The 22,073-nt window shown below is 73.0% G+C and carries 20 protein-coding genes, 1 pseudogene and 1 riboswitch; of the genes and pseudogenes, 16 read left to right on the top strand and 5 right to left on the bottom strand.

From position 1 onward, the window contains the following. Positions 1–27 precede the first annotated feature (27 nt). Positions 28–162: pseudogene (locus AB0A94_RS12005) on the top strand (sensor protein KdpD); the annotation flags it as partial. Positions 163–391: 229 nt separating this feature from the next. On the opposite strand, the gene AB0A94_RS12000 reads toward AB0A94_RS12005, so the two are convergent. Then, the gene (locus AB0A94_RS12000; protein ID WP_361742615.1) at positions 392–1,858 is read right to left on the bottom strand and encodes a non-reducing end alpha-L-arabinofuranosidase family hydrolase; all 1,467 of its coding nucleotides are present in this window, start codon (positions 1,856–1,858) and stop codon (positions 392–394) included. Positions 1,859–2,586: 728 nt separating this feature from the next. Here AB0A94_RS12000 and AB0A94_RS11995 point away from each other — a divergent pair. Then, a complete protein-coding gene (locus AB0A94_RS11995) occupies positions 2,587–4,020 on the top strand; it encodes an endo-1,4-beta-xylanase (protein ID WP_361742612.1) in 1,434 nt (477 codons plus the stop codon). A gap of 160 nt (positions 4,021–4,180) precedes the next feature. Here AB0A94_RS11995 and AB0A94_RS11990 read toward each other — a convergent pair whose 3' ends face one another. The 3 genes from AB0A94_RS11990 to AB0A94_RS11980 form a co-directional block, all read right to left on the bottom strand. Beyond that, complete coding sequence (locus tag AB0A94_RS11990; protein ID WP_361742609.1) at positions 4,181–4,489, bottom strand: hypothetical protein; 309 nt, start codon at positions 4,487–4,489, stop codon at positions 4,181–4,183. Positions 4,490–5,344: 855 nt separating this feature from the next. After that, on the bottom strand, positions 5,345–6,148 hold the full coding sequence (locus tag AB0A94_RS11985) for an SDR family oxidoreductase (protein ID WP_361742606.1): 804 nt from the start codon (positions 6,146–6,148) through the stop codon (positions 5,345–5,347). Between the two features lie 315 nt (positions 6,149–6,463). Next, positions 6,464–6,700, bottom strand: coding sequence for a hypothetical protein (locus AB0A94_RS11980; RefSeq protein ID WP_361742603.1), 237 nt, complete (start codon positions 6,698–6,700; stop codon positions 6,464–6,466). A gap of 258 nt (positions 6,701–6,958) precedes the next feature. Between AB0A94_RS11980 and AB0A94_RS11975 the strand changes: the two genes are divergently transcribed. From AB0A94_RS11975 to AB0A94_RS11950, 6 genes are all read left to right on the top strand, one after another. Further along, positions 6,959–7,945, top strand: coding sequence for a ferric reductase-like transmembrane domain-containing protein (locus tag AB0A94_RS11975; protein WP_361742600.1), 987 nt, complete (start codon positions 6,959–6,961; stop codon positions 7,943–7,945). 203 nt (positions 7,946–8,148) lie between these two features. Next, positions 8,149–8,228, top strand: a riboswitch (cobalamin riboswitch). Positions 8,229–8,350: 122 nt separating this feature from the next. Continuing rightward, positions 8,351–9,454 carry an iron ABC transporter permease gene (locus AB0A94_RS11970; protein WP_361742597.1) on the top strand — a complete coding sequence of 368 codons (1,104 nt, stop codon included), beginning with the start codon at positions 8,351–8,353 and terminating at the stop codon, positions 9,452–9,454. Beyond that, entirely contained in the window at positions 9,454–10,227 is a 774-nt protein-coding gene (locus tag AB0A94_RS11965) for an ABC transporter ATP-binding protein (RefSeq protein ID WP_361742595.1), read from the top strand. The genes AB0A94_RS11970 and AB0A94_RS11965 overlap by 1 nt, the downstream gene beginning before the upstream one ends. Before the next feature lie 36 nt (positions 10,228–10,263). Beyond that, on the top strand, positions 10,264–11,286 hold the full coding sequence (locus AB0A94_RS11960) for an ABC transporter substrate-binding protein (RefSeq protein ID WP_361742592.1): 1,023 nt from the start codon (positions 10,264–10,266) through the stop codon (positions 11,284–11,286). Positions 11,287–11,430: 144 nt separating this feature from the next. Beyond that, positions 11,431–11,832, top strand: coding sequence for a DUF6153 family protein (locus AB0A94_RS11955; RefSeq protein WP_361742589.1), 402 nt, complete (start codon positions 11,431–11,433; stop codon positions 11,830–11,832). A 125-nt stretch (positions 11,833–11,957) separates the two neighbouring features. Further along, entirely contained in the window at positions 11,958–12,584 is a 627-nt protein-coding gene (locus AB0A94_RS11950) for a DUF305 domain-containing protein (RefSeq protein ID WP_361742587.1), read from the top strand. A gap of 128 nt (positions 12,585–12,712) precedes the next feature. On the opposite strand, the gene AB0A94_RS11945 is transcribed toward AB0A94_RS11950, so the two are convergent. Further along, a complete protein-coding gene (locus tag AB0A94_RS11945) occupies positions 12,713–13,912 on the bottom strand; it encodes a hypothetical protein (protein WP_361742584.1) in 1,200 nt (399 codons plus the stop codon). A gap of 85 nt (positions 13,913–13,997) precedes the next feature. Between AB0A94_RS11945 and AB0A94_RS11940 the strand changes: the two genes are divergently transcribed. The 8 genes from AB0A94_RS11940 to AB0A94_RS11905 all read left to right on the top strand — a co-directional run bounded on the left by AB0A94_RS11940 (position 13,998) and on the right by AB0A94_RS11905 (position 22,067). Then, positions 13,998–14,975, top strand: coding sequence for an ABC transporter substrate-binding protein (locus tag AB0A94_RS11940; protein ID WP_361742581.1), 978 nt, complete (start codon positions 13,998–14,000; stop codon positions 14,973–14,975). A gap of 77 nt (positions 14,976–15,052) precedes the next feature. Continuing rightward, positions 15,053–16,207: an iron ABC transporter permease gene (locus AB0A94_RS11935; protein ID WP_361742578.1), complete on the top strand. Its 1,155-nt coding sequence runs from the start codon at positions 15,053–15,055 to the stop codon at positions 16,205–16,207. Further along, positions 16,204–17,211: an iron ABC transporter permease gene (locus AB0A94_RS11930; protein WP_361742575.1), complete on the top strand. Its 1,008-nt coding sequence runs from the start codon at positions 16,204–16,206 to the stop codon at positions 17,209–17,211. Before AB0A94_RS11935 ends, AB0A94_RS11930 begins: the two co-directional genes overlap by 4 nt. Before the next feature lie 20 nt (positions 17,212–17,231). After that, a complete protein-coding gene (locus tag AB0A94_RS11925) occupies positions 17,232–18,053 on the top strand; it encodes an ABC transporter ATP-binding protein (protein WP_361742572.1) in 822 nt (273 codons plus the stop codon). Between the two features lie 57 nt (positions 18,054–18,110). Further along, on the top strand, positions 18,111–18,224 hold the full coding sequence (amiA, locus tag AB0A94_RS11920; RefSeq protein ID WP_241270818.1) for a streptamidine family RiPP: 114 nt from the start codon (positions 18,111–18,113) through the stop codon (positions 18,222–18,224). Positions 18,225–18,316: 92 nt separating this feature from the next. Beyond that, positions 18,317–19,171 (top strand): hypothetical protein, encoded by an 855-nt coding sequence (locus AB0A94_RS11915; protein ID WP_361742569.1) that lies wholly within the window; start codon positions 18,317–18,319, stop codon positions 19,169–19,171. 17 nt (positions 19,172–19,188) lie between these two features. After that, positions 19,189–20,691 carry a CocE/NonD family hydrolase gene (locus AB0A94_RS11910; RefSeq protein ID WP_361742566.1) on the top strand — a complete coding sequence of 501 codons (1,503 nt, stop codon included), beginning with the start codon at positions 19,189–19,191 and terminating at the stop codon, positions 20,689–20,691. Then, complete coding sequence (locus AB0A94_RS11905) at positions 20,688–22,067, top strand: YcaO-like family protein (RefSeq protein ID WP_361742563.1); 1,380 nt, start codon at positions 20,688–20,690, stop codon at positions 22,065–22,067. The genes AB0A94_RS11910 and AB0A94_RS11905 overlap by 4 nt, the downstream gene beginning before the upstream one ends. Positions 22,068–22,073 lie beyond the last annotated feature (6 nt).

The raw sequence follows: 22,073 nt of genomic DNA, 5'->3' as shown, positions 1-22,073 counted from the left end.
CGACGGCCCGGCCGAGGGTGCGAGCACGGCTTCGCCGAGGCCGTCGGCGGCACGCTCGACGCCGAGGACACACCCGGCGGCGGTCTGACCATGGTGCTCGCCGTACGGACGGCACCGCAGCGGCGGGCGGAGCAGCCGGACCCGTCGGCGGCCACGCCCTGACACGCCGAACCGGCCCGGCGTCCGTCTTCCAGGGCCGTCCCCTTCGTCACTCGCGACCTCACCGTCGGCCTTGCCGGTGTCAGCCGGGCCGGCGGACCATCGCTTCATGGCCGCCCGCGCTTATGTGATGACCCATCAGGTGGGTCAACGCGCGGTCGGCATCAGTCCGAGGCGATCGTCCGCCGAGCCCGCCGCACCGCCTCCCCTCGGAGCCGGTCCCGTCGTGCCGTCAGCGCCGCAGGGTCAGCAGACCCGGACGGTAGGGCAGGAGGCCGTAGTCGCCGCCGGAGTTGGGGCTGCGTCCCTGGTAGAGCAACTGCAGGTTGCAGGGATCGACGGTCATGGTCTGATCGGGGCTGGTGCGGATCAGTTCGCCGTGACTGATGTCGTTGGTCCAGGTGGCGCCGCTGTTGGCCTTGCCGGCGAAGGGATTGCTCTCGGTCGCGGCCTGGGGTGTCCAGGAGCCGTTCAGACCGGTGGCCGTGAACGAGCGGAAGTAGCGGCCCTGCGAGCCGATGGCCTCGACGATCATGAGGTAGCGGTTCTGGCCCTGCAGCTTGTAGACCTGCGGGGCTTCGAACAGGTTGTTCGTCGTATCGCTCATGACCACTGTCGAGGTCGAGCCGAAGCTGCCCGGGAAGTTCCCGATCGGCATACTGGCCCGGTAGATCTTGCCGTTGTCGCCGGCGAAGAACAGGTACATGTTCGTGCCGTCACCGATGAGCGTCTGGTCGATGGGTCCCGTTCCGGAGCCGGAGATGCTTCCGGAGAAGAGCACCTGCTCGGACGACCAGCCGTTCGGGTTGGTGGGGTCGCTCGACGTCCGGTAGGAGAAGGCGGTCCCGCCCCACTGGTAGGCGAGCACCCAGATGTTCTTCGGCGCGAAGTAGAAGAGCGTGGGTGCGACCGTCGAGCTGGACATCGCGTTCTGGCCGGCCGAGGCCATCTCCGACCAGTTGGTGAACAGGCCGAAGTTCATCGAACCCCACCTCGTCCCCGTGTCGTGCGTGGTCGCGTAGACGAGTTGCCTGCCGTTGTAGGGGGCGACGGTGAAGTCCTTGAGCGAGACCCATCCCTGCTTGGGCTGCGCCAGCGCACCCGTCGACGTCCAGCGGTAGGCCGACGGGAGCTCGCACGAGCCGGGGGTGTCGGCGCCGACCTTGACGAGCCGCCACTGCTGGTTGGTGCCGCCCCAGTCGTCGTACTGGACGATGTTGGCGTTGTCGGCGGTGGAGCCGCCCTGTACTTCGAGGGCCTTGCCGCTGTGGCGCGAGATGAGCCTCACGTGGCCGTCCGAGCTGTCGGCCAGCCGCCACTGCTGGTTGGTGGCGTTCAGGTCGGTCCACTGGACGATCGAGCCGCCGTTCGCGGTGGACCAGTTGTGGACGTCCAGCACCTTGCCCGAGTGGCGGGACTTGAGGCGGTAGTAGCCGTCTCCGGAATCGACGAACTGCCACTGCTGCTGGCTCTGGTCGTTCCTGGTCCACTGGGTGATGCGGGCGCCGTCGTCGGTCGCCAGGTTGTAGACGTCCAGGGCCTTGCCGCTGTTGCGGTTGACCAGCACGTACGAGGCGTTGGGGTCGACGGTCGCGGCCTCGGCGGGCTGGGCACCGAGGAAGGTGGCCAGCAGCAGCAAGGGCGCGAGGACGCCGAGTAAGCGTCTTGGGTGGACCGGGAATGGGGAGCGTAACCGCATCAGAGGGCCTCCTTGGGAGGGGGCGGGGTGAGGTCCCGCCGATGAACCACGGAGCGGCAACCGCGCCGGGACCCGGGGGACGAAAGTTTCGAGGTGATCTCGGTTCTGTGACGCCACAAGCTAGGAAAGAGGGGCCCTCCGGTCAAGGTCTGCCGCCGATGTATCCGCAAGCGTTTCCTCCCTCCGGGCGCGGCGAGCCCGTGCGTCGACCGGAAAACCCCAGGTGGTTCGCGATATGGCTCGCCGGTCCAGGGATTCACCCACCTTGACCGGGTGTCGAAAGTTTCGAAGTGCAAGTAGAAACTTTTCCTCCGCAAGGGTTGACGAGTCACCGTCAAGCCCTCAATCATCCTGTCTGGTAAACCGACCGTAGGACGAGATTTCGAACCATGCTGGTCCCGGGCAGACTGTGCCGCACCGCAGAGCCGCGCACAGTTGCACGACGGATCCGCGCACCAAAGCACCTGCGCCACCCCGTTTTCCGTCCCGGTGAGGCTCGCACCGACGCGTCCCGACCCTCCGCGCAGCCGGAGAGGCGTGCGACGCCGCGTGCCGGCCTCCCGGCTGAGCCGCGATGGAGTGCCCCCGTGTCCGTGCCGAAGGACCGTTGCCGCCCGGCGTACGTCACTCGGCGGCCGACCGGGCCCGTCCGTGCCGGTTGAGATCCTCCCGGGTCCCATGACCGCGGTGTCCGGTGATCCCGTCATCCCTACTTTGGAGGCACAGCAATGGGCTCGTACGCCCTTCCCAGACCCGTTGTCCGGCGGAAGATCCGCGTTCTGCTGCTGGCGCTGGTCGCCGGCGTCCTCGGTGTGGTCGCCGCACTGGTCGCGCCACCGTCCGCTCAGGCCGCCGAGAGCACGCTCGGCGCCGCGGCGGCGCAGAGCGGCCGCTACTTCGGCGTCGCCATCGCCTCGGGCAGGCTGGGCGACTCGACGTACGCGTCGATCGCGAACCGTGAGTTCAACTCGGTGACGGCCGAGAACGAGATGAAGATCGACGCCACCGAACCGCAGCGGGGCCAGTTCAACTTCAGCGCCGCCGACCGGGTCTACAACTGGGCGGTGCAGAACGGCAAGGAGGTGCGCGGTCACACCCTGGCCTGGCACTCCCAGCAGCCCGGCTGGATGCAGAGCCTCAGCGGCAGCCAGCTGCGCCAGGCGATGATCAGCCACATCAACGGCGTGATGGCCCACTACAAGGGCAAGATCGCCCAGTGGGATGTCGTGAACGAGGCCTTCGCCGACGGAAGTTCGGGGGCCCGGCGCGATTCCAACCTGCAGCGCACCGGAAACGACTGGATCGAGGTCGCCTTCCGCACCGCGCGCGCCGCCGACCCGTCCGCCAAGCTCTGCTACAACGACTACAACGTCGAGAACTGGACCTGGGCCAAGACCCAGGCCATGTACAACATGGTGCGGGACTTCAAGCAGCGCGGCGTGCCGATCGACTGCGTCGGCTTCCAGGCGCACTTCAACAGCGGCAGCCCCTACAACAGCAACTTCCGCACCACCCTGCAGAACTTCGCCGCCCTCGGCGTCGACGTGGCCGTCACCGAACTCGACATCCAGGGCGCCTCGTCCACGACCTACGCCAACGTGGTCAACGACTGCCTGGCCGTCTCCCGCTGCCTCGGCGTCACCGTCTGGGGCGTGCGCGACAGCGACTCCTGGCGATCGGGGGACACGCCGCTGCTGTTCAACAACGACGGCAGCAAGAAGCCCGCGTACACCGCCGTCCTCAACGCGCTCAACGGCGGCGGCACCTCGGAACCCCCTGCGGACGGCGACACGATCAAGGGCGTCGGTTCGGGCCGCTGCCTGGACGTGCCCAACGCCAGCACCACCGACGGCACCCAGCTCCAGCTGTGGGACTGCCACAGCAACAGCAACCAGCAGTGGGCGTACACCGACGCCGGTGAGCTCAGGGTCTACGGCGACAAGTGCCTGGACGCCGCCGGCACCGGCAACGGCGCCAAGGTCCAGATCTACAGCTGCTGGGGCGGCGACAACCAGAAGTGGCGCCTCAACACCGACGGATCCATCGTCGGCGTCCAGTCCGGCCTCTGCCTCGACGCCGTCGGAAGCGGCACCGCCAACGGCACCCTGATCCAGCTCTACTCCTGCTCGAACGGCAACAACCAACGCTGGACCCGCGCCTGACAAGGCCTGCACGAGGACATCGCTGATGATCGCGAGGGTCGTCGCCGTGGTGGCGGCGGCCCTCGCGATCGGCACGGCCCGGTGGGGGCGTCACGACGGTCCGGCCCCGGGCCCTTGTCCGTGCGGTGCCGCTGGCGGACGGGGCGTCCTGTCCGGTCGCTCACGGTCGGGGGTTCGTGCGGTGCCACCGAGGACGGGCGTCGCTGCCGCGGCGTCCTGCGACAGAGGCACAACGGGGGCACACGCGCTGGACGCGGTCCGCCGCGCCTCCGGATTCGGGGAAGACGTCCTGCCAGACCACATGCGGAAAGCGGACCAGTTCCGAGCGACTCAGGGACAACCCGCAAACGGTCTGGTTCAGGCCCGGCTCCCAGGCGTGCACCTCGCCCGCGGGCAGCCGGCGGCGGCCCTCCTCCTGATCCGTCCACCGTCCGCTGGCGGCTACGGCGTACTGCTTCACGCGCGTCATGATGTTCCCTCCTGGCCGTCCGTAGTACCCGCACTGCCGGGCATCACGCTGAACGCACGCCGCCCACGGGTGCCGGCCGGGGCGGTGCGACACGCGCACGGCCGCGGTGCGGAGGGAGGCGTCCGCCGCAGACGGTTTCCACCGCCGGTCGGGGCACTCGCCGCCCGCGCCCGTGTATCGGCCCACCGCCGGAGGTCGACAGGCGATCGACGAAGCCCGCGTCAGGGAACTCCGTGACGCCGGGAACGAGGGCGCCGCGCTCGTGCTGCTGGAAGGCAGGGCTCGTGCGGCCGACGATCCCCCGGGCGGGGAGGGGGCACGGGGGAGCACTGGTGGTGATCGGCAAGCGGGAACTGCCGAACCGGCTGGGCGCGGCGCCGACCGGCCGTGACCTGCGCGACCTCGTGCAGGTCCGTACCGGCATGGCCGGCGGACCGGGCGTCTGAAAGGCTTCCTGACGACTGCCGGGGACCGGGATGACGTCCCCGGGACGAGCGACCGGGCGAGGGGAAACGCTTCGAGAACGGGGCGGCTTCACGGGTCTTGCGGGGAGGTCCGACAGCCACCGGGTCCCCGCCGCGCCGTCACCACCGGGTCCGTCCTGGAGACCGCCAAGGGAACGGTCGCCGAGGAGTCCTCCACGCCGGGTGCCCACGCCCAGCGGCACCGGGTCCGCTCGGCCGGCACCGCCCAGGGCCCCGTCGTCACCGACCTGCCGGGACAGCGCGGCCGGGACGGCGGCAGTCCCCGTCCCGGCCGCGCTGTCCCGGCGAGCCCCTCGGTCTTGTGATGGCCGGTGGCCGGCCCGCGCCGGCCCGCGCCGGCACGCGGTCGTTCCCGTGCGGACGGGCCGGGTCAGCTCCCGCCCCGGCGGGCCGCCGTGCGGATCGCCAGTTCGGCCCGCGCCAGACCGTCGATCAAGGCCGGCCCCTCGAGCCCCGGTACACACACCACCTCGCCGGTGTCCAGCGCGGCCAGTGACGCGTCGACGACCTGGTCCACGGGCATGCCGCCCTCCTCGTGCACGGACTGGTCCCGTCCCGGCACGGGCTTGTCACCACGCGACCGATGGAACTCGGTGGCGGTCAGCCCGGGGCACAGCACCTGGATCCGCAGCGGCGTGCCGGCCAGTTCGGCGGCGAGCGTACGGGTGAAGGTGACCACGTAGCCCTTGGTGCCGCCGTACACCGCGCGTTCGGGCAGCGGATGCGGCGGCAGCGCGCCCGCGAAGGCCAGCTGTGAGGCCACGTTGACCAGGGTTCCGCGCCCGCGTTCCAGCATGGCCGGGACCGCGGCCCGCGTGAGTGCGGTGACGGCGAGGACGTTGATGTCGAGGATCTTCGTCATGAGTTCCGGTTCGAGTTCCGCGAACGGACCGTAACCGTTGATCCCCGCGTTGTTGAGGAGGAACCCGATGTCGTCGCCCGCCGCACGCCGCGCCACCCGTGCCAGGTCGTCGGGCTCGGACAGATCGGCCGCGAGGGTCTCCACCACGGTGCTCGTCACCTCGCGCAACCGCTGCGCGAGGTCGTCGAGCCGCTGTGCCCTCCTGGCCACGAGGACGGTGTCCCACCCGTGGGAGGCCAGCCGTCCGGCGTAGGCCGCGCCGATGCCGGAGGAGGCTCCCGTCACCAGGGCCGTGCCACGTCGTGTACTCACTGGTACGCCGCCTTCCGTGCCGACGGTGCGCGAATGCCGTGACCGGTGGCAGGCACCCCGGGTGAGAGCCCCGTACGTGAAGGAGACCGAGAGTCACGCATGGGCACCCGCCGCACCGGGTGCCGGGACACGGCACCCGGAGGAAACTCCTGACGAGCAAGGTCGTCCTCGTCACCGGTGCCGGACACGGACACGCCCGCGAGCGACCCCGGTGCCCGCTGCGCACCGGTTCCCCGGACACGGGGACCCACGGTCTCCCGCGGGTGGGAAACGGACCGGTGCGCAGCGGGGACCTGACCGGAAAGACGTACGCGACTACGCGCTGTCCGTGAGGGCCTCGTAACCGTGCGAACGGGCACAGTGGGCGCAGCAGAAGAACTTCCCGTCGGCCTGGTGCCCGTGCCCGAGGACCTTGCACCGGCAGTTGTCACAGATCGGCGCCAGCTTGTGGGCCGCACACTCCAGGCTGTCGAACGTGTGTACCGCTCCGCCGAACGTGTGCACCTCAAAGGACAAGGCGTAGTCGTTCCCGCATACCTCGCAGACCGCCATGATGTCCTCCCTTCCGAGCGGCGACCGGGTACCGCGCCGTGCCCGTTGCATGCGGACCACTCGCCGTGCCCCTGCGGCGGGGGCTTCGTCGGCTGCCTTGGACGTGGAGGGGACGGACGACCGGATGTGTCCCGGGCAGTCCTCGTGGCGGCTCTGGCCGGATACCGCCTCGGTGGTTCGCCGTCCCCTCGGCCAGACTTGTCACCTGACGCCACATGCGCACCGTCACCGCGGTGCTCCGTGCACGGGAGGCCCCTGATGCTGTCGGACGCGAGGCCGGACGGAGACGGGGCAGCGGCATCGCCCGGACGGCGACGGCCTCCCGGCGACCGCGTCGCGCTCCGCGGCGACCTGCGGTCCGCCCTGCCCGACGCCGCCGCGGCGGTGGTGGTCACGGCGCTCGTCTTCGCGTTCCTGTACGCGCGCATGGAATCGGGTGCTTCGGACACCGTCGCGGTCATGCCGTTCATGGACGACCCCGGCACCTACTGGATGTACTTGCTCAGCCAGGCGTTCGGGTGGTCGGGGCTGCTGTGGGCCTGGGGCACGGTCATGCTCGGCCTGCTGCTGTCGGGGCCGCGCCCCGCCCGGCTGCCGGTCTCCCGGCAGGTACTGGAGCGCTGGCACCGCACCACGAGCCTGACGACGACGGCGCTGATGTCCGCGCACGCGCTGATGTTCGCCGCGGAACTCGTGCGCTACGAGACGCAGGTGGCGTGGGCGAAACGGCTGTGGGTGGCCTTCGCGGACACCTTCGTGCCGGGCTGGTACGACTCCGGAACCGGAAGGATCGCCATCCCGCTCGGGCAGGGCGCCCTCTACCTGGCGGTTCCGCTGGGGCTGCTGTTCTACGTCCGGCACCGCATCGGAGCGAACACCTGGCGACGGCTGCACCGCTTCGTGATCGTCGTGTACGTGCTGAGCGTGTGGCACACCCTGCTGTACGGAACCAACGTCTGGTACGGAGAGTGGCCGCGCACCGTGCTGTGGCTGCTGCAACTGCCGGTCGCCGCACTGCTGTTGCTGCGTCTGCTGAGACCCGCCAGGCGGGCCGAACGGCTGGGCCCGCCGAAGGGAGGCGTGGGCGCGGCCCGTCCGGCCTGGTGGGCGCGCACGGCCGGACGGGTCGCCGCCGGAGCCGTCCTCGTCGCGCTGGTCATCGTGGTGGTGTCCGGCCGTGACGGCGGACGGGACCGTCCGACCCATCCGCCCGCGACGGCCCCGCACGCCCAGGAGACGGACTGACGGCCGGAACGGGGCGGGCGGGGCGGTGTCCCGGGAGGGGACGACGGCCGGCGACAGGACGACGGCGGACGAGGAGGCCGGCGTGGACCCGGCGCGGCCCCGCCACCGTGATCGGCGAGCGATTCCCGGCGGGCCACTGCCCGGCCCGTCCGGCTCGGGGAGAGGAAGCGTGGCGGCACACGCTAAGCTGCAAGCGCCTCGCGGGGGAAGTCCGGTCGAAGTCCGGCGCTGACCCGCAACGGTAGGCGGAGTCCCGTACGGGGTTCCGTGAGCCCGATTACCCGCGGTGGTGAAGCTCCTGTCGATCGCCGTGGACTGCGAGAGGGCGCTGCGTACGGCGCCCGGCGCCCGGAGCCGCTCCTTCGATCACGTAGGTGCACGGCCCGAGGCGAAAGCGATCCGCCTGTGGCCACGCTCCGCGACCGCACACCCGCCGTACCGCACCGCACCACGAGCGGCGGGCCCCCACCACCCCGGCGCGTCCCGTTGCCCCTGCTCGTGACCGGCCTGTGCGTCGCCCTCCCCGTCTCCCTGGCCTGCGGGGCGGGCATCGGGGCGTCGGGACTCTCGTGGGGCGAGGCCCTGCACCACCTCTGGGCGGGGCTGACCGGTGGGGCCATCGCTCCGGACGAGGTCCCCTCCTACACCATCGTGTGGGAACTGCGCTTCCCGCGCGCCGTGCTCGCGGCGGTCGTCGGCGCCGGTCTGGCAGCCGTCGGCGTCGCCGTCCAGGCCATGGTCCGCAACGCGCTCGCGGACCCGTTCGTCCTCGGCATCTCCTCCGGCGCGGGCGTGGGAGCCAACGCCGTGCTCATCTTCGGCGCCTTCGGCGCACTCGGTGTCTGGGCGCTGTCCACGGCGGCGTTCCTCTCCGCGCTCGCCGCCATGGCACTGGTGTACGCGGTCGCCCGGACCCCGCGGGGACTGACACCGCTGCGCCTCCTGCTGACCGGTACCGCGATGTACTACGGCTTCTCCGCCGTGACCACGTTCATGGTCTTCGCCGCCGAGTACGGTGAAGCGGCCCGCTCCGCGATGATGTGGCTGCTCGGCAGTCTGGGCGGCGCGAACTGGTCCTCCGTACCGATCGCCGCGGGCGCGGTGCTCGGCGGCCTCGTCCACCTCGGATGGTCGGCCCGGCGCCTGAACGCCCTGGCGATGGGTGACGAGACCGCTGCCGCGCTGGGAGTGGACCCCGGGCGGCTGCGCAAGGAACTCTTCCTCACGACCGCCGCCGTCACCGGGGCGGTGGTCGCGGTCAGCGGGGCGATCGGCTTCGTGGGCCTGATGGTTCCGCACGCCGCCCGGATGCTGGTCGGGGCGGACCACCGCCGGCTGCTGGCCGTCGCGCCCCTGGCCGGCGCCGTGCTGCTGGTCTGGGTCGACATCCTGTCGCGTGTGGTGCTCGCCCCCGCCGAACTGCCGCTGGGCGTACTGACGGCCGCGGTCGGCGTGCCCTGCTTCGTGCTGCTCATGCGCCGCCGCACCTACACCTTCGGAGGCGCGTGATGCAGGTCGACATCGACACGGTCACCGTGGAGATCTCCGGCGCGCGGGTGGTGGAGGACGTCTCGCTGCGGGCGGGCAGCGGCCAGGTGGTGGGACTCGTCGGGCCCAACGGCAGTGGCAAGTCGACCCTGTTGCGATGCGTCTACCGGGCCCTGCGTCCCACGGCCGGTGCGGTACGTCTGGACGGCGACGACCTGCTGGCCATGAACACGCGCGAGAGCGCACGCCGGCTCGCCGCCCTTCCCCAGGAAGCGGTCGCGGAGTTCGACTTCACGGTGGCCGAGGTCGTGGCCATGGGCAGGCTGCCGCACCAGGGGGCGGTGGCCCGGGACACCGACGAGGACCGGCGCACGTGTGCCGCCGCGCTGGAAGGAGCCGGCGCCGGCCACCTGGCCGACCGGGGCTTCCTCACGCTCTCCGGCGGCGAGAGGCAACGGGTCCTGATCGCCCGTGCGCTCGCCCAGCAGCCCCGGGTCCTGGTGCTGGACGAGCCCACCAACCACCTGGACATCGCCCAGCAGTTGGAGGTCCTGTCCCTGGTCCGGGCCAGCGGGCTGACCGTGCTCACCGCACTGCACGACCTCAACCTCGCCGCGCTCCACTGCGACGTCCTCCACGTCATCGACGGCGGGCGGATCGTCGCTTCCGGCGCCCCCCACGACGTCCTCACGCCCGCCCTGCTGGCCGACGTCTTCGGCGTCCGGGCGCACCGCGTCCCCCACCCCGAGACAGGCGCGGTCCAGCTGCTCTTCGACCGTCTCCCCTCCCGGTAGCACCCTCCCCGGCCCCCTCGAAGGAGTCACCGTCCCATGCCGAACCGCGCACGCCCCGCCGCCCTCGCCCTCGTCCTGGCCCTCGCCGTCACCGGCTGCGGGGCGCACGTCTCGTCGGAGGAGGGGAGGGGGGACGGCGCCCGGGCGTCCGGCAGCCACTATCCGGTCACGATCGAGAACTGCGGTGAGGAGAAGACGTTCGAGAGGGCTCCGCGGCGCGTGGTCACCAACGACGTGGGCATCACCGAGATCATGTTCGCCCTCGGTCTCGAGGACCACATGGCCGGATACGTCATGCCCGACGACAAGGGAGACCTCACGGAGGTGCCGTGGAAGGACGGCTACCGGAAGACCGAGTGGCTCTCGAAGGAACGGATCAACAAGGAACTGGTCCTGGACGCCCGTGCCGACCTGGTCTTCGCGGGCTGGAACTACGGCTTCGACGAGGGCGAGGGCTTCACGCCCGCCGTGCTGCGACGCCTGGGCGTCGACTCGTACCTGCTCAGCGAGTCGTGCCGCAACGGACAGGGCAAGGCCCGCGGCGTGATGCCACCGCTCGACGCGCTGTACACGGACCTGCGGAACCTGGGCGAGGTGTTCGACGTCGAGGACAGGGCCGAAACCCTCATCGGTTCGTTCCGGGAGCAGGTGGCCGAAGCACGGGCGAAGGCTCCGAAGGACGCCGACCGGCCGCGGGTGTTCCTCTACGACAGCGGGGAGGACAAGCCGCTCACGTCCGGCGCCTTCGCCGGACCCCACGACATCATCACCAAGGCCGGCGGCGACCACGTCATGAAGGACATCGAGGACAGCTGGACCACCGTGGGCTGGGAGACGGTCGTCGCCCGCGACCCCGAGGTCATCGTGATCAACGACTACGGCGACACCACCGCGGAACAGAAGCGGAAGTTCCTCACGTCCTACAAGCCGCTCGCGAACGTCTCCGCCGTCAAGAACGACCGGATCGTCACCCTCGACTACGCCGACCTCGTCGAGAGCCCGCGCAACCCCGCGGCCGTCAGCTCACTCGCTGCGGACCTGAGGCGCCTCGGCTCCTGAACCCGGGGCCGTCTCGAAGCGCACTTCGGACCGCTGCGGCAGTACCGAAGAACCCGGGCCGCTCCTCGGTGGAGCGGGAGGAGAGCCCCACCACCGACGGGCCGGTGAAATCGCTCGGCGCGCCCTGCCCCGTAGGATGAAGCCGTGACCGTGCGCAGCCTTTCCCGCGGCCGCCCTGCCGGGCGGCTGTACGCGCTGCTGGTCCTGACGGTGCTGGCCGGTGTGCTGGGCATGCACGCCCTGCCCGCCGGCCCTTCGCCGACGGCTCACACCGATCGCGGCCACACCATGGTCACGGCCCACGCGGAGGGCGAATCCGCCGCGGCCGGGCAGTGCGCCCACACGTCCGGCGGATCGGGCCGTCTCGATCACGCCGACCAGGCGTGCGCGGCCACCGGCGTCGGTTCCCCCTACACCCCGCCGGCACTGAGCGTCGCGTTCACGGACGTCCCTGCCGCTGCCGCTTGGAGCGGCAGCGTGCTGGAGTCGGCCGAGGGCAGCCGGGCGCCGCCCGACCTTTCCCGACTGCAACTCCTGCGGATATAGAGCGGCCCGCGCGGCACCTTCTGTCCCCGATCTCCCGGTGGCTGGTGCCGTGCCTTCGCACGCCCTCGTTTCCACCACATGCGCGCACCCCGGCTCGGGGCGGCGCGTGAAGGAGTTGCACCACCATGAACAGCAAGCGTTCCACCGTCCGCCGTACCGGCGCCCTCGTCGCCGCAGGCGCGGCCGCGCTCGTCCTGGCTGCCTGCGGCGGAGACGGTGACGGTACGGCCGGACACGGCGGCCACGCCACCAAGTCGCCCTCCGCGTCGGCACCGGCCTCCACGGGGCAGCACAACGCGGCCGACGTCGCCTTCGCCGAGGGGATGATCCCCCACCACCGCCAGGCGGTCGAGATGGCCGGCCTCGCGCCGTCCCGGGCGGAGTCGGCCGAGGTGAGGAAGCTTGCCGAGGACATCGAGAAGGCCCAGGCCCCGGAGATCAGGACGCTGTCCGGCTGGCTGACCTCGTGGGGGGAGGAGGTTCCCGCCGAGGGCGCCATGGACCACTCCATGCACGGCTCGGGCGGGATGATGACCGCGGAGGAGATGCGGCAGCTCGAGGACTCCTCCGGCAAGGCGTTCGACACCGCCTTCATGGAGATGATGATCAAGCACCACGAGGGCGCGGTCGCGATGGCCGAGGCCGAGCAGGCCGACGGCGCCTACGATCCGGCCCAGAAGATGGCCGGGGAGATCATCACCTCCCAGACCGCCGAGATCACCCGGATGAACAAGCTGCTCGGCAGGGACTGACCCCGGTCCGGCAGCCCGTCGGGGCGGGCGCCCTGCGTGTGCCCGCCCCCGGCGCGTCCGGCCGCCGCTCCTTCCCGCCTTCTTCCGCTCCCGGACGTGATGTGCGAGGAGCCGCGAGGGGGGCACCGTCACCGGCCCACGGGGTCGCCGTCGGCACCGTCGTTCCGGACGCGCAGTGTCATGTGGCCGCCGTGATGCAGCGGTGTGCTCAGCCGCGGACGGGCCGCCTCGTGGCCGGTCTCCGCGTCGACGATGTGCACCTCGCCGTGGCCGCCACGGGTGACGGCGATCCAGTCGGAGCCCGGCGAGGCGGCCACCGCCCGGCGCTGGACACCCTCCCAAGGGGTGCCGCCGCGACGCGGAGCGCCGTCCATGGCCGGCAGGGGGGAGCGGCGGACGACGTCGTCGGCGCCGAGGAGGATCAGCTCGTCGCCGTCGGGATGGACCCGGGTGAAGGCGGTGTGGCGCCGGGCGAGGGCCAGCCGGAAGACGAGTCCGGGACCGAGGTCCGTGAGGAGCGTACGGCCCGTTCCCAGATCGTGGTGCCACGCCCGGTTGGTCCACTCCGGCCAGCGCAGCGGGTCCGGGTCGCCGCCGCGCAGCGTGGTCCACAACGCCTGCCGCCGGGTGTCGAGCCGGAGGTACCAGCCCCGGGCGGGCGATCCCCACGGAATGACCGCCTCGGCGGCGAGTGCGTCGCCCTCCCTCCGGGCCCGGTGCACTCCCTCGCCCGTGGCCGCGAACACGTGCCCCGAGCCGGGTGCCTGGGCGTCCCCGTGTCCGTCGTCCGGCAGCGGCAGGACCGCGCGGGGTGTGACCGGAGGACAGCCGGGCGGAGCCGCGAGAAGGTCCGCGAACCGGTGGACGGCCAGCGCGCCGGGCTCCCGGTGCCGCAGCACGACCAGCGGGTCGCCGTCGCCCAGCACCGTCACCCCCGGTTCGCCGACGCGCGTGCGTACCCGCGCGGCCTCTCCGGTGGCCAGGTCGACGACCGTCAGCAGGTCCGACCACGGTTCGCCGTTCCTGCCGAGGCCGGTGGTGACGGCCAGTCGGCGACCGGACGGGTCGCAGGCGAGGTGCTCGGCGGGCACGGCGACCGGGACGGTGCGTTCCACGAGTTCCTCGGCGAAGGGATCGAGCACCAGCAGCTCCCCGCGACGGTCGTCGACGCAGGCCACCCGCCCTCCCGGCAGCGCCAGGAACCCGGCGTGCTCGGAGAGGTGACGGCCGGTGAGGCGTCCGATGACGGCGCCGTCCGGCACGGTCAGCAGGTGTACGGATCCGGCCACGTGGTCGGAGACGAGCAGGACGGGTGTGGCATCGGGCATGAGTCCTCCGGAGACCGGTCTGGTGAAAACGATTATCATGTATCTTCGGTGCGTTCCCGGTACCTGAGAAGAAACGAGGGCATCGATGCTGCGCTCACCGTCGAGATTCGTCCGCAGTTGGATCGCCGCAGTGGCGGTGGGTTCCGTCCTGGTCGGCTGCGGCTCGTCCGCCGAAGAACCCGCGAGTGACGAGGCCGGACCCGCGGCGAAGACGGAGGTGACCGTCGAACCCATCAAGGCGTCGACGGAACTGACCGACACCAACGGCGTCGAGGTCTCCTTGAAGAAGGAACCCGAGCGGATCGTCTGCCTGTTCGCCCTGTGCGACGACATCCTGACGGAACTGGGCATCGTGCCGACGGCCACCAACAGCGCGTTGCTCGCCCATCCCGGCTTCCTGGGGAAGGAGAAGGCCGGGGAGGCCGACGTCATCCCCGGCGGATTCATCGCCCCGGAGGTGGAGGCGATCCTCTCCCACAAGCCCGATCTCGTGATCGGCCTGGGGGACACCCACGGCAAGCTCGCCCCGGCGCTCAAGGGCGCCACCACGTTCTGGGCCATGCAGCCCGAGACGTGGCAGGACAGCGTGGGGTACCTGCGCGACGTCGCCGCGCTCACCGGCCGCACCGCCGAGGGGGAGAAGGCGGAGCGGGCCTTCCGGACGAAGCTCGCCGAGGCCGAGAAGGCCCCGAGCGGGAAGACAGCGCTCGTCATCTACGGCAGTGACGAGAACTTCGGCGTCGCGACGCCGGAAGGCGACGTGGCCGCCAGCCTGTTCCCCAAGATCGCCGACTACCCGTGGAAGTCCCGCGGTGTGGAGGGCAGTTACAGCCTCGAGGAGATCCTCGCCCAGGACGTCGACGTGCTGTTCGTCGAGACGATGAGCTTCGGCGACGCGGACGGCAAGCTGTCGGAGAAGCTGGCCGAGAACCCTCTCTGGGGCAAGATCCCGGCGGTGAGGAACGGTGACGTCCACGAGGTGGACCCAGAGGTGTGGGCCAAGGGACGCGGCACCCGTTCACTGGGCATCGTCCTCGACGAGGCCACGGCCGCGCTGCGGTGAGGAAGTCCCTCCCGGTGCCCGCCGCGGCGGGCGGACGGCGGCCGACGCGCGGTGCGCGGAGGTGGCAACCGCTTCTGGTGGTCGTACTGCTGGCCGTCTCCTCGGTCTGCGCGCTCGGCCTCGGCACCCCCTACGTCCCCCCGCACCGGCTGGTCGCCGCGGTGCTGGACGGGGACACCACCCTCGCCGGGATCGTCGTGACCGAACTCCGCGTGCCCCGCCTGCTGCTGGCGCTCGTCGCCGGAGCCTGTCTGGGGGCGGCCGGACTGGTGCTCCAGGAGGCGCTGCGCAACCCCCTGGCGGTGCCGGAGATGCTGGGCGTGTCGTCCGGGGCCGCACTCGGGGTGGCCGCGCCGCTGGTGCTGACCCTCTCGCTGCCCGCCGCCGTCCAGCCTCTGCTGGCCATCGGCGGCGCCGCACTCGGCGGCGGGCTGACGCTGCTCGTCGCGGGACTGGGCCGCAGCCCGTCCGCCGTGCTGCTGACCGGCGCCGCGGTGGCGGCCGCGCTGCAGGCCGCGCTGCTCGTCCTGATGGTCATGGCCGACCAGCTCGACCTCCAGCTGATCTACCGCTACCTGCTCGGTTCCCTCTCCGCCCGGACGTGGGAGGACGTGACGGGCCTGTGGCCGTGGCTGCTCGTCGCGGTGCCCGCGCTCGTGCTGTGCGCGCCGGTGCTGTCGGTGATGCGGCTGGGGGACGAGGACGCGGAGGCGCTGGGGGTGCGCGCCCACCGCGCCCGGCTGGCCGCGCTGGCCATCGCCGTGGTGCTGATCGCCCCGGTGACGGCGGTGTGCGGGCCCGTCGCGTGGGTGGGGTTCCTCGCTCCGCACCTGAGCCGTTGGTTCGATCCCGCGGCGGGGGCGGTGCGCTGGCTCCCGTGGTCCGCGGCCTGGGGCGCCGTCGTCGTGACGGTCGCCGATGTCCCGGCCAGGCTGGCGCTGGCGCCCGTGGAGACGCCGGCCGGCGCCTGGACGGCCCTGCTGGGGGTGCCGGCCGGTGTCGCGCTGATGCGGTCGGGCGGCCGCCGCCGGGCCGCCCGGCGCGGACCGGCCGCTCCGGCCGCGGCGGGCGAGCCGCTGCCCGGACCGCGGAGGACGGCTTCCGGCGCGGCGGACGAGGTTCCTCGCGCCGGGACGTCGCACCACGCTCGCGAGGGCGACCCCGGGCGCGGCGGGCCCGGCGGTACCCCCTCGCGCGCGCTCAGGACGACCGGAACGGAGGACGCACGATGACCCGGCGTTTCACGGCGCTCGCGGCACTGGCCGCCGTGTGCGCCGGCGTGGAACTGGTGGCCGGACGCGGCATGTCCCCGGGCACGGCCTGGGACGTCCTCAACGGGGGCGGTGACGTGACGGAACGCCACATCCTGTTCCAACTGCGCCTGCCCAGGCTGCTGGTGGCCCTCTGCGCGGGCGCCTGCCTGGCCGTGGCGGGGCTGGTCCTGCAGTCCGCCCTGCGCAATCCCCTGGCCGGGCCCGAGGTGACGGGCGTGACGCCGGGGGCGGTGCTCGGCGCCGTCACCGCGACCGCCCTGGGACTCGCCGGGTGGGACTCGCCCCTGGCCGTGGTCCTCGCCGCGTGCGCGGGCGGGTGTGCCGGAGCGGCGCTGCTGTGGCTGCTCGCCGGCCGCGGGCGCGGTGATCCCGCGCAGACCGCCGTGCACGGGGTGCTGGTGTCGGCGGTGCTCGGCGGGCTCACCGCCATGGTGCTGCTCGTGGAGCCGGGCGAACTCGGCAGTGTGGTGCAGTGGCTGGTGGGCACCACGGAGGGCCGGGTGTGGGAGCACTGGCACCTGCTGTGGCCGTGGGCGCTGGTCTGGGGGGCCGCCGCCTGGCTGCTGGCGGGGCCGTTGACCCTGCTGCGCTGCGGGGACGACATCGCCCTCGCCGCCGGCCTCGCCGCCCGCCCGGCCCGGACCCTGGCCCTGCTGTGCGCGGTGGCGCTGACGGCGGGCGCGGTGGCCGCCGTCGGGGCGCTGGGTTTCGTCGGGCTGCTCGTCCCGCATCTGGCCGTGGCCGTCTTCGGCGCGGACCTGCGCAGGAGCCTTCCCGGTGCCGCCCTGACGGGCGCGGTGGTGGTGTGCGGGGCGGACGCGGCGGCGCAGCTGTCCTCGCGGCTGCTGGCGGCGGTGCTCGACTCGGGGCGGCTCACGCTGCCGGTCGGGGCGCTCACCGCCGGTCTCGGCGCCGCGGCGCTGCTGGCCGTCGTACGCCGCACGCCGAGCCGTACGTTCTGAAGTCGACTTAAGGACAGAGCATGACCGAGTCCGTGGGGATCCACGTCGAGGGGGTCCACTTCGGCTACCCCGGGCGGCCCGTGCTGCGGGGCGTCGACCTGACCGTCCGTCCGGGCGAACTGACCGCCCTCATCGGCCTGAACGGCTGCGGCAAGTCGACCCTGCTGCGGCTGGCCGCCGGGCTGCTGCGACCCGGCGAAGGGCGCGTGCTGCTCGGCGGGGATGACCTCGCCCTGCTCTCCAGACGCGCCACGGCACGGAGGGTGGCGCTGCTGCACCAGTCCGCTCCGGCCGTGCCGGGCATGACGGTGCGCCACCTCGTCCGTCAGGGACGGTACGCGGCCCGCGGTCCGCTGGGCATGCTGCGCGAGGGCGACGACCCCGTCGTGCACCGGGCGCTGCGCGACGTCGGGGTGGAGGAGTGGGCCGACCGTGACATCGACGCGCTGTCCGGCGGTGAGCGGCAACGGGTCCGGCTCGCGATGGCGCTCGCCCAGGACACCCGAGTCCTCCTGCTCGACGAGCCGACCACCTACCTGGACCTGCACCACCAGCTCGACGTGCTGCAGACCGTGGTGCGCCTGCGCGAGGAACGCGGGCTCACGGTGGTGATGGTGCTGCACGACCTGGCCCACGCCGCCCGGTTCGCCGAGCGCATCGTCGCCCTGCGCGACGGCCGGGTGGTGGCCGACGGGACGCCGGAGGAGGTCGTGACACCGCGGTTGCTGGCGGAGGTGCTGAAGGTGGCCGGCCGGGTCGGCAGGGACCCCGAGGGGGGCTGGCCGGTGTGTTACCCAGATCACCCCCTCCCCGCTCTAGAATATGAAAATCAGATTCATTAGGGTGTGATCACGGCGCTCATCCGAACGCCGTGTCTCCCTGCTGATGAAGGAGAGTTCATGGACAACGAGCAGGTCTTCGCACCGATCGCCGACCCGGGTCAGCTGGCTCACGACTCGGCCTCCCACTCCAACGCGCTCGTCGAGAACCCCTTCGAGGACACCGAGGAGTAAGCGAGGGCCTCACCGCCCTCGACCGTGGGCCCGCCCGATGCCTTCCGGGCGGGCCCACGCCCGTCCCAGCCACCGCCGACAGGAGGAACGCCGTGCCCCGCAGCCGACTGGTCCCCGGAGCCGAGGTCGTCGCCGTGCCCGGGCGAGGGCTCGCCGTCCGCACCCCGGAAGGGGAGTTCTTCACCGTCAGGACAGGAGACGCGGACGAGGACGCCCTGCTCTCCCTGCTCACCGAGGGGACCATCGCCCCGGTGGACGGGGAACTGGAGCGCGTGGTGCGGGCGTTCGAGGAGGCCGGCTATCTGGCGGAAGGGCCGAGGCCCTCGCTGTGGCCCGCCGCTCGCCGGGACGTCCGGATCCTCGGCGATCCGGTGCTGACCGAACCGCTCGCCGCACAGCTGACCGCCCTGGGCGCGCGGCCGCGCACGACTTCGGCCGTGACCGCCTCCGACGGACCACCGGCGGGCATCGGGGACCTGCTCGACGGAAACCCCGCCGCGGTCGTGTGGTGCCTGGACGGACCCGTGCCCGACGGGTTGTGGGACGCCGCCGACCGGTTGCCCGGGCACGGCGTCGCGTGGCTGCGCTGCCACCGTGAGGGCTGGCAGGCGTACGTCGAGCCGGTGGCCGCCGCCCCCGGGGACGTCACCTCGGCGCACGTCCGGTCCCGTCGGCTCGCCGCCACGCCCGCTCACCGCGAACTGGCCGCGTACTGGAGCGGACCCCGTACCTCCGGCGCGCCGGTCAGGCTCTCCGTGCCCGCCGCCACGCTGCTCACGGCGCTGCTCGCGGACGATCTCGACCGGTGGGCCACCGACGCCCCCGCTCCGGCCGGCCTCCCGGCGCGGCGCCGCCTCCGACGGGTGGACCTGCGCACGCTGACCGTCACCGAGCACCCCGTCCTCCCGGTGCCCGACGTCGCACCGATGCCGAAGAAGGACGGATGACGGCGTCAGAAGGACGGATGACGATGTCAGAAGGACGGATGACGGCGTTCAGCACGGCTGTGGGGGAACGCGCCACCGACGTCCGGCTCCCGGCCGGTGACGGCCCCTTCCCGGCCGTCCTGGTGCGCACCCCCTACGACCGGACCCGGCACGGCGCCGAGGCGCGTGGCTGGGCCCGCCGCGGGTTCGCCGCCGTCGTCCAGGACGTGCGGGGCCGGTTCGCGTCGCCGGGGGAGTGGCACCCGTACGCGCACGAGGCCGCCGACGGAGCGGCGACCGCCCGCTGGATCCGGCGGCAGCCGTGGAGCGACGGCCGGCTGGTGGCCGTCGGTGCCTCCTACGCGGCCCACTGCGCCCTCGTCCTCGCCCTCGACGTGCCCGAGGACGCCCGGCCCGACGCCGTCATCGCGGCCGTGCCCGCCCTCGGTCCCGCGGAGACGGCGCGCGAGGCGTCCGGCGTGGAGCGGCTGCTGTCCCGCGCCGGATGGTGGGCCGCCCACGGCGACCGGCGGGACTCCGACGAGAGCGCGCTGGACGAGGCCCTCGCCGCCGACCCCGGACTGCTCACCCACCTGCCGCTCGCCGGCCTCCCCGAACGGCTGGGCCGCAGCCTGCCCTCCTGGGCGGAGCTGTGGCGGCACCGCGACCGCGGCCGCCTCGTGGCGAGGGCGGCACACGCCGGCGTACCCCTGCTCGCGGTGGGCGGCCACCACGACCACTTCACCGAGGACACGGTCGCACTGTGGCGCGCCTGGGGCGGACCCTCGGCCCGGCTGCTGCTGGGCCCCTGGGGGCACTCCCTCGTCACCGCGCCCGGCCCCGACGCCGGCCCCGCCCACCGGCTGAACCTCGGCGAGCTGTACGTGCGCTGGGCCCGCCGCGCCCTGACCGGCGAACTCGCCCCCGGCCACCACGGCGCCCAGGGGCTGGGCGGAGCCGACCTGTGGCTGCCCGCCGGCACCGAGGGCGCACCGCGCACACCACGCACGCGAGCGGTGCACGGCTCCGCCTTCACCGCCGACCCCCGCTGGCCCGTCCGCTCCGACGACCTGACCGTCCCCACCGACGGCCCGCCCGACCGCTGCCTGCTGGTCACGCCGCCGCTGCCGCGTCCGCTCGACGTGGTCGGCCCGGTGCGCGTGCGCCTGCGGGCCACCGCGCACAGCCCGTCCGCGGACTGGGCCGCCCGGCTCGTCGCGCTCACGCCGACGGGGACCGCCGAGCGGCTCGCCGTCGGCGTCACCCGGCGCGCCGGACCGGCCGGGCGGGAGGCCGCGTTCAGCCTCGGTCTCGGCCGGCTCGCACGCCGGCTGCCGGCCGGCACGCGGCTGCGCCTGGAGGTCGCCGGACACCACTTCCCGGCCCACGCCCGCAACCCCCACACCGGGGAGGACCCCGTGACGGCCGGCCGGCTGTTCGCCTCCCGGCGGGAGGTCGACCCGGACGGCGTGGTGCTGACCCTGCCCGTCCTCCCGTCCCGCCCCACCCCCACCGACCCCGCCGAGGAGATCCTGCGATGACGACGCTGCCGCTGGAAGCACTCGTCGACCCCGTCTGCGGCATCGTCCGCAAGGTCAAGCCCGTCGAACACCCCGCGGGCGCCCCACCCCGCTACACCGCGCTCACCGCCGAGGTGTCCGACGCCCGCAGACACGGCCTGTGGCCCGCCGACCGGGTCTCCCTGGGCACCACCTTCGGCGACCCCGGGCAGGCCCGTGTCGCCGCGATAGCCGAGGGGGTGGAGCGGTACTGCGGCAACCGCGTGCCGCCCCCCGGCCATCCGGACGCCCCCGTCCGCGCCACCGCCGCCGAACTGACCGGGAAGGGCCTGCGGCTCTACGGCCCCGGGGACCTGCCCGCGTACGCCGACTGGCAGTACGCCCGCGAGAAGTTCCCCTACCGCCCCCTCGACCCCGGCACGCCCGCCCTGTGGACGCGCGGCACCGAGCGGCTGCCCGGCGGGCCGACGGCAGAGGTCTGGGCGCCCGTCGCGCTCACCCACCTCAACTGGCGCCAGGGCGCGCTGCGCGAACTGCCCCGCACCCACCACCTCAACTACGCGGGCATCGCCACCGGGCAGGGCCTCGACGACGCCGTCGAGCGCGGCCTGCTGGAGATCGTCGAACGCGACGCCCTGGAACTGTGGTGGCACCTGGACGGCCCGGCCCGGGGCATCGACCCGGCGAGCGTGCCCGGCCTCGCCGACGACCTGGCCGGTTCCGCGTTCGACGTCCACATCGTCGAGATGCGCTCGGAGTTCGCCCCCTGCATGGCCGCACTCGTCCACGACCCGCGTCTCGGTCTGTACGCCGCCGGGTTCGCCTGCAAGTACGACCCGGCCGAGGCCGCCCGCAAGGCCGTCCTCGAAGCCGTCCACACCTGGGTCTTCACCCAGGGCCTGACCGACCCCGGCGGCTGGGTGTTCCAGGCCGTCGAGGCGGGGCTGCTGGCACGCGGGCTGTACCTGGAGCACCGGGCCGACGGCCGCTACCTCGACGTGTGCGGCGAGCAGTTCGAGCACGTGCGGGACCTGGGCGCGCACGTGCAGGTGTGGCTGGACGAACGGATGGCGGCCGAGGCCCGGCGCTTCACCGCGCCCGCCCTCGGGACCGTGTCCGTCGACGCGGTCGAGCCCGGCAGCCGGGAGCGGCTGGAGGGCACGCTGCGCGCGGGCGGTCACCGTGTCATGACCTTCGACCTCACCACCGAGGACGTGGCCGAGACCTCGCTGCGCGTCGCCCGGGTCCTCGTCTCCGGACTCCTGCCCAACGCCCCCGCCGCCTTCGGCTACTTCGGCTGCCCGCGCCTCGCCGAGGCCGCCGTCGCCCGCGGATGGCGCACGACCGCGCCGAGCGCGCCGGAGGACTTCACGCTGGCGCCTCCGCCGCACATGTGAGGGCCG

This window comes from Streptomyces sp. NPDC044984 (genome assembly GCF_040646935.1).
Taxonomy (GTDB): Bacteria; Actinomycetota; Actinomycetes; order Streptomycetales; family Streptomycetaceae; genus Streptomyces.
The sequence above is the reverse complement of the archived record's forward strand: the minus strand, read 5'-3'. Positions and strand labels throughout refer to the sequence as shown.

Coding starts and splice junctions, on each gene's coding strand:
- AB0A94_RS11910 (WP_361742566.1), top strand. CDS start 19,189: ATGACGATGTCAGAAGGACGGATGACGGCGTTCAGCACGGCTGTGGGG.
- AB0A94_RS11980 (WP_361742603.1), bottom strand. CDS start 6,700: ATGGCGGTCTGCGAGGTATGCGGGAACGACTACGCCTTGTCCTTTGAG.
- AB0A94_RS11995 (WP_361742612.1), top strand. CDS start 2,587: ATGGGCTCGTACGCCCTTCCCAGACCCGTTGTCCGGCGGAAGATCCGC.
- AB0A94_RS11905 (WP_361742563.1), top strand. CDS start 20,688: ATGACGACGCTGCCGCTGGAAGCACTCGTCGACCCCGTCTGCGGCATC.
- AB0A94_RS11945 (WP_361742584.1), bottom strand. CDS start 13,912: ATGCCCGATGCCACACCCGTCCTGCTCGTCTCCGACCACGTGGCCGGA.
- AB0A94_RS11960 (WP_361742592.1), top strand. CDS start 10,264: ATGCCGAACCGCGCACGCCCCGCCGCCCTCGCCCTCGTCCTGGCCCTC.
- AB0A94_RS11990 (WP_361742609.1), bottom strand. CDS start 4,489: ATGACGCGCGTGAAGCAGTACGCCGTAGCCGCCAGCGGACGGTGGACG.
- AB0A94_RS11940 (WP_361742581.1), top strand. CDS start 13,998: ATGCTGCGCTCACCGTCGAGATTCGTCCGCAGTTGGATCGCCGCAGTG.
- AB0A94_RS11925 (WP_361742572.1), top strand. CDS start 17,232: ATGACCGAGTCCGTGGGGATCCACGTCGAGGGGGTCCACTTCGGCTAC.
- amiA (WP_241270818.1), top strand. CDS start 18,111: ATGGACAACGAGCAGGTCTTCGCACCGATCGCCGACCCGGGTCAGCTG.
- AB0A94_RS11975 (WP_361742600.1), top strand. CDS start 6,959: ATGCTGTCGGACGCGAGGCCGGACGGAGACGGGGCAGCGGCATCGCCC.
- AB0A94_RS11930 (WP_361742575.1), top strand. CDS start 16,204: ATGACCCGGCGTTTCACGGCGCTCGCGGCACTGGCCGCCGTGTGCGCC.
- AB0A94_RS11950 (WP_361742587.1), top strand. CDS start 11,958: ATGAACAGCAAGCGTTCCACCGTCCGCCGTACCGGCGCCCTCGTCGCC.
- AB0A94_RS12000 (WP_361742615.1), bottom strand. CDS start 1,858: ATGCGGTTACGCTCCCCATTCCCGGTCCACCCAAGACGCTTACTCGGC.
- AB0A94_RS11965 (WP_361742595.1), top strand. CDS start 9,454: ATGCAGGTCGACATCGACACGGTCACCGTGGAGATCTCCGGCGCGCGG.